The organism is Rhodococcus sp. Leaf233 (assembly GCF_001426165.1).
Lineage (GTDB): Bacteria > Actinomycetota > Actinomycetes > Mycobacteriales > Mycobacteriaceae > Rhodococcoides > Rhodococcoides fascians.
The window spans coordinates 179,308-191,960 of the sequence record NZ_LMRO01000009.1 but is presented as its reverse complement, the minus strand read 5'-3'; the positions used below and the strand labels follow the sequence as shown (position 1 = coordinate 191,960).

General features: G+C 69.5%; 7 protein-coding genes. 6 read left to right on the top strand and 1 reads right to left on the bottom strand.

Features of this window, described 5'->3' with window-relative positions; translation table 11 throughout:
* Nucleotides 1-5 precede the first annotated feature (5 nt).
* Nucleotides 6-2,660 carry an IniB N-terminal domain-containing protein gene (locus tag ASH04_RS11645; RefSeq protein WP_082519278.1) on the bottom strand — a complete coding sequence of 885 codons (2,655 nt, stop codon included), beginning with the start codon at nucleotides 2,658-2,660 and terminating at the stop codon, nucleotides 6-8.
* 256 nt (nucleotides 2,661-2,916) lie between these two features.
* Here ASH04_RS11645 and ASH04_RS11640 point away from each other — a divergent pair, with 256 nt between their 5' ends.
* The 6 genes from ASH04_RS11640 to ASH04_RS11615 all read left to right on the top strand — a co-directional run bounded on the left by ASH04_RS11640 (nucleotide 2,917) and on the right by ASH04_RS11615 (nucleotide 12,641).
* Nucleotides 2,917-4,662 carry an Hsp70 family protein gene (locus ASH04_RS11640; protein ID WP_032392276.1) on the top strand — a complete coding sequence of 582 codons (1,746 nt, stop codon included), beginning with the start codon at nucleotides 2,917-2,919 and terminating at the stop codon, nucleotides 4,660-4,662.
* 7 nt (nucleotides 4,663-4,669) lie between these two features.
* Nucleotides 4,670-7,141 carry a helix-turn-helix transcriptional regulator gene (locus ASH04_RS11635; protein ID WP_057473585.1) on the top strand — a complete coding sequence of 824 codons (2,472 nt, stop codon included), beginning with the start codon at nucleotides 4,670-4,672 and terminating at the stop codon, nucleotides 7,139-7,141.
* Between the two features lie 121 nt (nucleotides 7,142-7,262).
* Nucleotides 7,263-8,429 (top strand): hypothetical protein, encoded by a 1,167-nt coding sequence (locus ASH04_RS11630; RefSeq protein ID WP_057473584.1) that lies wholly within the window; start codon nucleotides 7,263-7,265, stop codon nucleotides 8,427-8,429.
* Nucleotides 8,426-10,075, top strand: coding sequence for a hypothetical protein (locus tag ASH04_RS11625; RefSeq protein WP_057473583.1), 1,650 nt, complete (start codon nucleotides 8,426-8,428; stop codon nucleotides 10,073-10,075). The genes ASH04_RS11630 and ASH04_RS11625 overlap by 4 nt, the downstream gene beginning before the upstream one ends.
* A 75-nt stretch (nucleotides 10,076-10,150) precedes the next feature.
* Nucleotides 10,151-11,449, top strand: a complete 1,299-nt coding sequence (locus ASH04_RS11620; RefSeq protein ID WP_032371871.1) for a S1 family peptidase — start codon at nucleotides 10,151-10,153, stop codon at nucleotides 11,447-11,449.
* Between the two features lie 139 nt (nucleotides 11,450-11,588).
* Nucleotides 11,589-12,641: a S1 family peptidase gene (locus ASH04_RS11615; protein WP_162247529.1), complete on the top strand. Its 1,053-nt coding sequence runs from the start codon at nucleotides 11,589-11,591 to the stop codon at nucleotides 12,639-12,641.
* The last annotated feature ends 12 nt before the right edge of the window (nucleotides 12,642-12,653 follow it).

Here is a 12,653-nt window from a genome sequence, read left to right as displayed (position 1 = left end):
CTCGATCAGGGGTTCAGCGGGTCGATGTCGTGGTCGACGGTCAGCGAGTGGCCCAGTGAATCTGCTGCCGAATCGACCGATCCGTGCAGGTTGCCGCCGGTCTCGCCGAACAGGTCCGTGCTGCTCTCGCTCTGTCCGAAGACGTCGGAGTCGACGCTCGACCAGCCCGTGCCCGATGCGTTCGCGCTGGAATCGAAGGAGCTCGCAGACTCGAAAGATCCCTCGGCTCCGGACTGCACTGCACCGGTGACCTGGCCACCGAGCTGCGCGGCGGAGTCAAACCCGCCGGCCACGGAACCCGCAGCGTCCGCACCAGCATCCAAACCCCCGGTCACCGTGGAGGCCAGTCCGCCGCCGATCGAGCCGCCGGCATCCAGTCCGCCGCCGATGTTCGACGCGATCTCGCCGCCCACCGAGGTTCCCGCGTCGACGACGCCGCCCACGGTGCCCTCGAGTCCTCCGGTGACGTTTCCGGCCAGGTCACCCGCGGCGGAACCGGCGAGGTCACCTGCCGATTCGAGTCCTGCACCGACCTGCGTACCGGCGTCGATTCCGCCGTTCACAGCGCCGGTCAGAGTGCCTTCCAGTCCTGCGCCGGCCTGCGCTGCCGCGTCGATTCCGCCGTCGACGGCACCGGTGAGAGTGCCTTCCAGTCCTGCACCGGCCTGCGCTGCCGCGTCGATTCCGCCGTCGACGGCACCGGTCAGGGTGCCTTCCAGACCCGCACCGGCCTGCGCGGCTGCGTCGATCCCGGTCGAGACACCGCCCTCGACTCCGCCTGCAACACCGCCTGCGATTCCGCCGCCGAGGCTGCCGAGTCCGGCCAGTCCGCCGGTCAGGCTCGTGCCCGCGTCGACGACCCCATTCAGTCCACCGGCCACGTCGCCGCCGACGTTGCCGACCGCCGCCAGGCCGCCGGTCACATCTGCTCCTGCGCTACCGACGGCCGCGAGGCCGCCGGTGATGCCTGCGCCGACGCTGCCGACTCCAGCGAGGCCGCCCGTCAGGCCGCCGCCGAGGCCACCGAGTCCGGCCAGGCCGCCGGTGAGGTCTCCGCCGACGTTGCCGAGTCCGGCGAGGCCGCCGGTCAGGCCGCCGCCGAGGCCACCGAGTCCGGAGAGGGTGCCTTCCACGGTGCCGGTGAGATCGGCACCTGCGGACACGGCCGTGTCGACCGCACCGGCCAGCTGAGCGCTGAGATCTGCACTCGCGCCGAGTGCTGCTCCGAGGTCGAGTGTGGCTCCGGCGTCGACGATCGCTTCGACGGCCGTGCCGAGCTGTGCGCCGGCAGCGCCTCCGACACCGAATGCGGTTCCGAGAATTCCTTCGAGGCTGCCCGTCACTCCGCCGGTCAGTGCGCCGGTGATTCCGCCGGTCAGCTCACCCGTCAGCTCACCCGCCAGTTCGCCGGTGATGCTGCCACCGATGCCCAGACCGGCACCGAGGGTTCCCTCGATGGCGGTGTCGATGGCCGTGGCCAGGTTTCCGACGACTCCGGCGTCGAGATCGAGGACGCCGCCCAGGGCGCCGCTGACGACCGTGCCGATGTTGCCGCCGGCGGCGAGGAGTGCGTCGACGTCGATGTCAGCGAGGGCACCGGCGTCGAGTACTGCACCGAGTGCGGTTCCGATGGATCCTGCGATGGCACCGTCGACGGCGAAGAGTCCGCCGAGGCTGCCACCGATGCCACCGGCGATGTCGCCGACGAGCGCGGCTCCGGCTTCGGCGGATCCGCTGAGGGCTGCTGCGATGTCTGCGGTGAGGTCCGCACCGACCGTTCCGAGCCCGGCGAGAGCGCCGCCGATGCCTGCGGTCAGCGCGGTGCCGAGGCCGCCGACGATGTCCAGTCCGGCTCCGGCGTCGAGCACGGACTCGAAGACGCCACCGACGGCAGCGCCCAGTTCGGCTCCGACGGTTCCGCCGACTGCGAAGAGGGCACCGAGCGCGCCGGACAGTCCGCCCTGGATGTCGGCCAGTGCGGCAAGGTCGACTGCGCCGGTGGCACCGATCGCGGCGTCGAGGGCTGCCTGCAGCTGCGCTGCCAGGTCGGCGCTGATCTCGCCGCCGATGCCTGCGCCTGCTCCGATGAGTCCGGTGAGCGCAGCGCCGAGTCCGACCGTGCCGCCGAGAAGGCCGTCGAGGTCCAGATCGATTCCGCCACCGAGTCCGCCGCCGATGCCCGCACCGGCACCGATGAGTGCGTCGAGAGCGCCACCGAATGCGGTGCCGAGTTCGAGGCCGATCTGGCCACCGACGGCCAGAGCTGCAGCGAGAGCTGCCTGGAGCGACGCTTCGATCTCGCCCGCCACGTCGATTCCACCGGTCAGCGCACCACCTGCGGCGAGCCCGCCGCCGGCTACCGCTCCTGCGGCAATGCCGAGTCCGGCCGACAGTCCGCCGCCGAGGCTCGCGCCTCCGGCGAGTGCGCCGTCGAGGCCTGCGGATCCGCCTGCACCCAGGATGGCGGAGAGCTGGCTGCCCGCACCGGCGAACAGTCCCGACTCGGCGACCAACGGGGCCACCGCGACGATGTCCGCGTGGGTGACGCCGCCGAGGCCGGCAGCGGCCAACGTCGTCTCGGGGTTGGCGCAGTAGGCAGCAGCGGCGTTGTCGTCGCGCAGCAGGCCGAGAATGAAATCGAGTACGGCGTTGGTAGCCATGTGAGTCTCCTTGACGAGTGATGCTTCGTGGTTGATCACAAAGCTATGGTCCGAAGAGCCCCCGCCCAACGGGGACGATCCCCCTACTCCCCCGGGGGTCGCCAGGGGACTTGCATTAGGGGATCTGAGCGCTTTAGGGGATTTACCTCGTTGCACGCTCTAACCTGCTGTGAGACGTAACGAATCGGGGCACCGAGCCGACAGTGCGGGTAACGGCGGTGGGAACCAGGGCAGTGCGACAAGAAGGTGGCAGCAGATGAACGCAGGGCTCGGCATACGGATCGGAACTGTGACGGCTGTTGCCGCCCTGGATACCGACCCGGTGACCTCGGTGGTCAAGCGTTCGGCCCTCGATCTTCGTCCCGGTGCGGCCCCCAGTCTCGCCGACCTGTGGGACCGCTCGACGCGCCATCTCATCAGTGGATTCGCCGATCGCGTCGGTGACCCCGTCGAACTGATCGACGACGACGGCCGCAGTCACCGCGCCGAAGACCTGTACGCCACCGCCACTCGTGCCCTCGTCGCCGACGTCTCCGCCGGTGTCGACTCCTCCCCCTCCGTGGTGGTCACCCACCCCACACGCTGGACCGCCTACACCGTCGAGGTGCTCGGCGACGCGCTCGATCGCGCAGGCCTGACCGACGTCACGCTCGTTCCCGAGTCGGTCGCCACGATGCGCTGGCTCGAGGTCACCCGTGGAACCCAGTCCGATGGTCTCGCGGTCGTCTACGACCTCGGCGCGACGGCTCTCGACGTCACGCTGATGCGGACCGGGTCCGACGCAGGCGTCGTCGGAACCGGCGTTCATTCGCAGGAGTTCGGCGGCGCTCAGTTCGACCACGAGATCATGCAGTACGTACTCGACACCGTCTCGGGCAGTCAGTCGTTCGAGTTCGATCCCTTCGATCCCGACACCGTCGGTGCATTGGTCGAATTGCGCGCCCGCTGCGGCGAGGCCAAGGAACAGCTGTCCTACGACACCTCCACGTCGCTGACCGTGGACCTACCGGGGCTGCACACCGAAGTACGACTGGTCCGCTCGGAGATCGAAGACCTCGTTCGCGCGTCGCTGCTGGCCTCCATCGGAGTAGTGCGTGACGCAGTCGCGGCCGCAGGCCTCGAGGTCACCGACATCGATCAGGTGGTGTTGACCGGCGGCAGCTCGGCCATCCCCCTCGTCGCCGAGCTCGTCTCGACCGAACTGCGAGTACCGGTCGTGGCCGGGCCGCGCCCCGAACTGACCGTCGCGATCGGAGCCGCAATCCTCGGCAGCGACATCGCCGACGCCACCGCCGCGGACGACGCAGCAGCATTGGCTGCGGTTCCCGCCGCGACCGCCGTTGCCGCGCCGATGCCCCGTCCCACCCCGCGGCCCGCCCCGACCCCGACGGCAGTGGCGTCGGAATCGGGAATGTCCGGACGGAAAAAGGCAGGCCTGGTCGCCGGATCCGTTGTCGTGCTGGCCCTTCTCGCGGGCGGCGGACTGTCGGTCGGAACGGCCCTCACCTCGGACAACACCACTCCGGCCGAATCCAACGCCGAGATCTCGAGCACCGAGACTCCCGGCAGCACGGCCGCTGTGGCAGAAGTCGGGTCCACGACCGGTCCGACCGGTTCTGCAGCAGTCGGTTCCACGGGCGCACCCACCACGGTGGTCAACCCCGACGGCAGTGTCACCCAGATCGATCCGGCCACCGGGGCTCCTGTTGCCGGGGCACCCGTCGCCGGAGCGCCGGCCGCTGTCCCCGGCCAGAACGGGGCCGCCACCGTGCCGACCATCCCGTCGATCGCCGCACCGACGGTGCCCAACTACCAGCCCCCGGCCGTGCAGGTCCCGCAAGCACCGCAGTTCACGCCACAACCGCTACCGACGTACCAGGGCCCGACCCTCGGCGACGTCGGGCAGGGCGTCGGGCAGGGCCTCGGCGGTGTTGTCGGAGGTGTGGGTCAGGGCCTGGGTGACGGACTCGGCGGGGTCGTCGGCGGCCTGACCGGTCGATAGACCGACCGTGGCCAACAGCCCATCCGCTCTCGTCGGCGTGGAGCGCGCCGATCGATTCGTTCGTGACGCGTCGTCGAGCACCGGTGTGCACGTTGTCGTCGGGGTGAACGGCTCCGGCCGATCCGCGGTGCTCGGTGCGGTCGCGGCCGCCGCGACGACGGTGCATGCGGGCAGTGTCACCGACGCGCCGTCGGGTGCGACGGTTCTGGTCGACGACGCCCATCTGTTGCCGGATCACCGCGTGGACGAGATCGCCGCTGCGGCAACCCGTTCGGACATCACGCTGGTTCTTGCCACGGCCCCGCGCCGATACGATTCCCGGATCGAGAAGCTCGTCGCGTCCGCAGGCGCCGCTCGCCTGACGCTGATGCCGCTGGACAAGACGTCGATCGCAACGCGGGCAGCCGCCGTCGCTCGGCCGATCTCGGCTTCGCTGGCGAGCGCGATCGCAAAGTCCACCGGAGGGCTGCTCGTCGCCGTCGACGCGGCACTGGCCGCGCTCGGGGGCGAACGGTCCGACCCGACTCCGCTGCGTGCGGTCACCGAATCCGTTGCCGAGCAGCATCGCCGGATACTTGTCGACACCACCGACGACACCCGCGCCGTGCTGCTCGCGGCTCGCTTCGGCGTCGTCCCGGACCCGGTCACGGCGGCGCAGCTCGTGACGCGGCCGACCGACGCGGAGACGGTCGTCGATATCGCCTGCAGCTCCGGTCTTCTCGACGCCACGGGCGCATTGATTCCGTCCGCCGAAGGTCCCCTGACCGAGATGATCGGGGAGCGTCGATGCCGGGTGCTGCTCGACCGCATCACCGAGGTTGCGGCGAAATCCGGTCTGCTCGACGCCTCGGCCGCGCGAGCGTTGGCGACGCACGGGGTCGTACGCGCAGACCTCGCCGATTTCCTTGCTGGACAGGGTGATTCGACTTCCATAGAGTCCGCTGGCCAGCTGTACGATGCGGCAGCAGCGGCGGGATTCGACCCGTCGGCGCTCGCGGCCCGCCGGGCAGAGGTGGCCGCCGCGACCGGACACCTCGACGAGGCAGGCCGTCGTGCCGACGAGATCCTCGATGCGGCCACCGATCACACGCAGGCCGATCTACGCACTGCGGTCAGGGTCTCGGCGTCGATCGCCGCGCAGCGCGGAATGGTCTCGCGCAGTACGCAATTGTTCGCCTGGCTCGGGACGGATCGACTCGGGACCGATGCGGTGTGGGCTGCCTTGTCGGCCGCTGCCGCCGGCGACCGCCCTGCTGCCGACCGCGCACTGAGTGTCGTGGCATCGCTGGCACCGACGTCGAGTACGGCGTCGGGTGCGTTGCTCGTCGACGGGGTCCTCGGTTCGATCGACTCACGCAGCGCTGCGGCATCGAGTGCGGCGACGAACTCGCTGATGCGCGCGGTCACGTTGACGGCCGCGCCGTCCGATCGTTGGTGCGCTCCGGATTCGGCAGCCGCGGTGGCCGCCCTGCATGCCGTGCACTGCGGTGATCTCGCCCGCGTCGACTCCGTCATCGCTCGTGCCCTACCCGAGCTGCGGCCGGGATCCGAGGCCCACACGCGGCTCGTTCTCATCGGCGGCTGGGCGGCCATGCTGCGCGGAGACGCCGCGCAGGCCTGCCATCTGGTCGACCCGCTCGAGATCCCCGACTCGCACGTGCGCAATCACCTGTTCCTGCACGGCATTCGAGTGGGGTTGGCCCGCAGGTCCGGGGACGCCGGATCTCTCGTCACGGCGTGGACCCAGGCGCAGAACGTCGTCGCCGCGTACTCGATCGACCTGTTCTCGCTCTTGCCCATCGGCGAATTGGTGCTGGCCGCAACACGAGTGGGCCAGTTCGATCGCGTCGAGCACCTCGTGTCGCAAGCCACGACGCTGCTCGCCGCGTTGGGGGATCCGCCGGTCTGGGCCTCGGCGCTGCATTGGTATCAAGTGCAGGCCGCCATCGTGGCGCAGACGCCCGAAGCCCTGGTGCCGCACGCGAAGGCCCTCGCGTCCGCCGCTCCGACGCACCCGTACAGCTCCGCACTCGCCGCGGCGGGGCGGGCGTGGCTCGGTGTTCTACAGGGCAGGCCCGACGCCGCCGAGGTGGAACTCTCGGCGCGCACCCTCACCGCGTTCGGCCTGCCGTGGGACGGTGCCCGATTGGCGAGCGAAGCCGCACTGACCGTCGCCGACACCGCTACGGCCACCTCGTTACTGCACATCGCCCGGTCGTTGCGTCAGCCCAGCTCGCATCAGCGGGAGACCGACGGGACGACGCCGCAGCCGTCGGGATCTCTGAGCGAACGCGAGGCCGAGGTGGCCGAACTACTGGTTCTCGGGGTCACGTACCGCGAGGTGGGAAGCCGGCTCTACATCTCCCCGAAAACCGTCGAACATCATGTGGCTCGCATTCGCCGCAGGCTCGGAGCCGGGTCGCGCTCGGAACTGATCTCGATGCTGCGGGCGATGGGCTACGGAACATCGACCACCTGACCTCGGCACGCTGATGCCCCCTACTGCGGGTGTAACTGTGTGAGGATCCGAAGCGACATAACGACCGAACATCGACTCCGAGCCCAGGACAGGTAGATATCCCCATGACCGAGCAGCCCGCATGACCGAGCAGCCCGGCGGGGCGAGTATCGGCGCACCGGACGTCGGCCTCTATCTGGACGACGACCAGGCCGTTGCGGCCGTGTCGCACCCCATCGCGCCCGGCCCCTCCCTGCATCTGGCGTCCCTGCACTCGACCGTGCTCAACACTCACCCCGACGGCACCGTCTCACTCGGTGACGCCACCGACAACGACTCCGAGGCGTACACGCACTTCCTCGACGCGCTCGGCGACGGGGTCACCGGTAGCCGGGGCACCGTCTTCCCCGCCGAACAGCTGACGTCGATGGCGCTGCTGTGCCTGCTCACCGAGGTGGCGTCGTCGATCGATCTGCGCCCCGGCGATCTCGCTGCGGCCGCCACCTACCCGGCCCGCTGGACCGCCGAGCAGGTGTTCGCCCTGCGTGCGGCCATGAACGGGCACGGGTTGGCGCACGTTGCGCTCGTATCGGAAGAGGAGGCGCTGGCCGCCTGGAACTCGTCGATGCGAGCAACCATGGAGAAGAAGGACACCGCCGTCGCCGCGGCTCGTGGTGCAGCGCTTCTGGCTGCCCTGTACCCGGTCGACGCCGTCACCGAACGCCTCGCCGTCGTCGGCGCACCGACCCGCGCCGACCGTCGTCCCCTGTTCACCGCCCCACTGTTCGCCGCCGCGGCGTTCGCAGCGGCGCTGACGGTCGGTGCCGGTGTGATCGCATTGCAGCTCGGCACATCCGCCGACACCCCGGTGCCCACCATCGAGAACGCTCAGGTCGCGCCCCCGACGACGACGTCGGGAATCCGGCCGGGTGGGCCGATCGACTTCCCCACTGCCGTCGTCGAACCGGCAGCCGAACTCGTCCCCGCCGTCCCGCCCGCACCGATCATCACGCCGGAGACCACGACCACGGCTACGGACCCGACCCGAGAGCGACGCTCCGAACGCGACGCGGCCGACGTCGACACGCGACCCGCCGTCGACCTTCCGGAGGTCACCGAGACCGAGGACCCCACCACGACGCCGCTGACCGACGACGAACCGGTCGGACCCGAGCTGCCCGACGACGGACCCGCCGAGGACCCGCCGAAGCCCACCCCCGACGAGAACGCCGACGACAACACCCAGGCCGGACGTCTCGCTCCGCAGGACCGAACTCCGGCCGGAGCCACGACGGGCGGCACTCCATGAGCGGTGCCGGGCATCTCGGAATCACAATCGGCAACACCAGGTCCGTTGCGGTGTATCGCGACTCGACCGCGTTCGAACCCACCGTCGTCGTACTGCCGACGACACTGAGGTTCGACGACGACGGCCGCGCCCATCTCGGAGAGTCCGTCGACACCGCGCCGTTCACTCGCTTCGTCGATCTGGTCGGCAAGCAAGAAGATCTCGAACCCGATGCCGACGCGTATCGCGCCGAGGATCTGATGGCCAACGCCGCGAACTGCCTCGTGGGCATGTTCTCCGAGACGTCCGAATCGGCGTCCACGCCCGTCACGACGATGACGTATCCGACGCGATGGCCCCGCGAGAACATCGCTCTGCTGCGCGATGCCCTCGACCACACCGGTCTCACCGACGTCGCGCTGGTTCCCGAGGCAAAGGCTGCGAGCGCGTTCGCTCAACCGAGCCCGGGGGCTGCTGTCACGGTGATCGACATCGGGGCCACCGGCACCGACATCTCGACGTATCCGGGCGGCGGCACCGAGCGCACCACCGCTGTCAGCGGTGACGTGTTCACCGATGCCCTGTTCGATCACGTCGTGACCGATCGCGAACACCTCGACCTGTCCGACGCCGCAGTTCTGGCTTCTCTCACCGGTGTCGTCGCGTCCTGCGAGCAGGCGAAACACACGTTGAGCACCGCGGACGTGGCCACGATCGCGGTGGAGCTGCCCGGCGTCTCGGATACGACGACGGTCACCCGCGCCGAGTTCGCAGACCTGATCGCGCCGACGTTGGGCTTGCTCGACGTGCCGTCGACCGGCACGGTCGTGCTCACCGGCGGCAGTGCCGCCCTACCTTCGGTGGTCGCGGACATCGGCGAGCGCACCGCAGGCGCGCTGCTCGTCGAGCCGCTCGCTGCGGCTCGCGGCGCACTGAACATCGCCGAGATCGAGGACGTCGACGGCAACTCGTTGGTGACCGGCGCAGCGCCGGTGGTCACTCGCAACGACGGCACGGACTCGCTCGACACCGACGCGATCCCGGTGGTCGCTCCGCCGCCGCCCCTTGCGTTCTCCGAGGCGATACCGGCGGTGGCACCGGTGTTCGGCCCGTCCCAGCTGCGCTCGGAGCCCATCGTTCCGGCCGGAGATCCCGACGGTTCCGACACGGCGACCCAGCAGTACGCCGCAACCGCGTTCGCCGGTGCGGCGACCGAGAACAAGAAGGAACGCAGCGAGCGCTCGCGTACCGTCACCACGATCATCGCCGGTGCCGGTGCGGGCGTGGTCATCGTTCTCGTCATCGCAGCCCTGAGTGGGGTGTTCAGCAGCGGACCCGCCACGACACCGCCCACCGTCACCGACGCGGGATCACCGGTCACCACCTCCGCGCGGGTGCCGTCTACCGCACCGACCACGACGACGCTGCCCGCGGCCGCTCCCGAGGTGGTGCAAGAGCCGACGGCCGAGGAGTACACCCCGCCCCAACCGGCTCCCCTGCCTGCGCCGCCGCCTGCTCCGGAACCGACACCGGCACCGCCTCCGGTGGTCACGACACCGCCCGTCGCGGTGACCACCACTCCGGAAACCACGACGCCGGCGGAAACGACGACTCCGGTCACTACGACGACCACGACGACCACCTCAGCAACGAACCCGGAGCCCTGAGCAGGGAAAACATTGGTCCGGTAGCGCATGCCCTAGGGTGGGGCGCTGATGCCAAGCACCCGATGAAGGGATTTCATGCGTAACACCGGGGCTCTGCGTACTGCAGTGCTGTGCTCGACGGCTTTCGTACTTCTTGCTTCGTTCTCCGGAACAGCGGCAGCCGAACCTGTGGTTCAGTCGCCCGCCGATCAGCTTCCGCGAGAGCTCGTCGAAGCCGTGCAGCGAGATCTGAAGATCTCCCCGCAGGAGTACCTCGATCGTGCGGCGCGTGCGCAGGAGCTGTCGGCCTACGCCTCGGACTTCCGGGCGAGCCGACCCGCCGATTTCGCCGGTGCCTGGATCGGACCCGACGGTAATGCCGTCGTTGCCGTCACCTCTCCCGCAGCCGCGCAGGCCGTCGCCAAGGACGGCTATGCCACTGCGCAGTCGCCGGTGTCCGCGGACGGGCTGGAGAAGTCGCTGGCAGATCTGAACACGTGGATCGCCGGCCTCCCGCGTGAGATCTCGGAGCAGATCAACGGCACAGCCATCGACTTCATCGACAACCAGATCGTGCTGAATGTGGCGAACAGTCCGATCGGCAAGGCCCTGAACCTGCCGACTCTGCTGGCCAACATCAAGGTGATGCTCTCCCCCGGTGGCAACAAGCCCGCCGACCCGGCACCGATGGGCGGCGACACGTACGTCACCACCGCCGGGCCGATCGCCGACGCACCGCCGACCGAGATCAGCATCTGCTCGTTCGGCTTCAATGCCGTCGACGCCGACGGCAGTGCCGTCAATCTGACTGCGGGACACTGCAATCCGAACAAGGCCACGGGCGCCGGCGGAGCACCGGTGTACCTGCCCGATCCGGCCGACATTGCGCGCAGCTCCCAGATCGGCTCGTTCGACCGCTCGAGCCTGGGAGCACCGGACGGCCTCGACTGGTCGGTCATCGGCCTCGACGCCGCCGGACAGAAGGCCGGGCTGGACCGTCCCACCGTTCGCGGGGCCAACGGCAGCACCGTCACCGTCACCGGAACGGCATCCCCCGTCATCGGCGCACCCGTCTGCAAATCCGGGCAGTCGTCGTCGTTCACGTGTGGAGTGGTGGCCGCCGACCGCGTCGAGACGCAGCTCTTCATGGAGGACGGCACGTCGCGCACCGTGCGCGGCTTCGCCAGCACCGCATGCACATTGGCCGGTGACAGCGGCGGGGCCATCGTCACCGGCACGCTGGCACTCGGCATCACCAGCGGATCCAACAGCGGTGGAGCACCCGACTGCACCGAGGCGAACCTCGCGCTGGCGCAGTTCGGCGGCACCGCCAGCCTGGGCATTCCCATCGATCAGGTGACGAGCGCGACCGGAGCTACTGTCCGAACCGGGTAAACCGGTACGCCCGAGGCCTCCGACCCCCTATAGTTCGTGTGCGAAGTGAACGGCATCACATCGTTCGATGCCCGGGGGGAAGGTCGTTATGCGTCGCCGTGCGTGTGCACTATCGGTCACTGCTGTCTCGTTGCTCTTCATGACGGTGGTATCTATACCCGCTGCCGTTGCGGCACCGCCCGAACCGGCGTCACTGGCCGACGCTGTGGCACGCGATCTCGGGCTCAGCCCTCAGCAGTTTCTCGACCGCGCCGACGCAGCGCGCCGGTTGGCCGAGTTCACAACCGCCGTCGGCCCGGCGGTCCGTGGCAATCTCGACGCGGCCGGGCTGCCGGTCGTCGCGGTCGCCGACGGACCGTCCCACGCGGATATGGTCGAGGCGGCGACGGCGGCCGGATTCGTGATCGACCCGGCTGTATTCGACATCCCGGCCCCCGTCCTCGATGCAATCGGTCCGCTCCTCGACCGGGTGCCGTTCGATCCCTCGCTCACCGCTGGGCCCATTCGCGCCAGTTCGTACCTCGGCGGCGACAGCTTTCTCGCCGGTACCCCGGCCGGGGCCGGTCTGCGTTGCTCGTTGGGCTTCAATGCCGTCGATCCGACGCGTGGTGCCGTCAACATCACTGCAGGACACTGCGATCCGGGCGAGTCGAGCACCGGTTCCGCCGTCACGACGGGCGCGTACCCCATGTACGGCAGCCTCGTCGGCTCCAAGTTCGGCTCGTTCTATCGAACCAGCCGGGCGCACAACGACTATGCGCTCATCGACATCGACGACGGCAACACCGGGGAATTCGAGAGCAACGCGATGCGAGTTCCCGGGTCCGGCCCACTGCTGATCACCGGCACGGTGGATCCGGTCGTCGGCGCGCCGGTTTGCAAATCCGGAGCCACCACCGGATTCAGTTGCGGCACAATCCTGTCGACGGGCCAGCACGTCACCATGGGCGGCAACGTCCTGGACCGCAGCTTCTCCACGTCGATCTGCGCGCTGCGCGGCGACAGCGGTGGCCCCATAGTCAGTGGCACGCTCGCCGTGGGCATCGCGAACGCGTCGAACGTGGGCGATCAACCCTCGTGCGAGATCGCGACCGTCGTCAGCATGCTGCAGGGTCAGCGCCCGGAACTGTTCGCGACGCCGATCAACGACATTCTCGCCGAGAACCCGGGCCTGACGGTCCGTACGTCGTAGGCCGGCTTCGCG

Excerpts from the sequence above, each read along its gene's own strand:
- ASH04_RS11645 (WP_082519278.1), bottom strand. The coding sequence starts at position 2,660 with ATGGCTACCAACGCCGTACTCGATTTCATTCTCGGCCTGCTGCGCGAC.
- ASH04_RS11640 (WP_032392276.1), top strand. The coding sequence starts at position 2,917 with ATGAACGCAGGGCTCGGCATACGGATCGGAACTGTGACGGCTGTTGCC.
- ASH04_RS11615 (WP_162247529.1), top strand. The coding sequence starts at position 11,589 with ATGACGGTGGTATCTATACCCGCTGCCGTTGCGGCACCGCCCGAACCG.
- ASH04_RS11620 (WP_032371871.1), top strand. The coding sequence starts at position 10,151 with ATGCGTAACACCGGGGCTCTGCGTACTGCAGTGCTGTGCTCGACGGCT.
- ASH04_RS11630 (WP_057473584.1), top strand. The coding sequence starts at position 7,263 with ATGACCGAGCAGCCCGGCGGGGCGAGTATCGGCGCACCGGACGTCGGC.
- ASH04_RS11625 (WP_057473583.1), top strand. The coding sequence starts at position 8,426 with ATGAGCGGTGCCGGGCATCTCGGAATCACAATCGGCAACACCAGGTCC.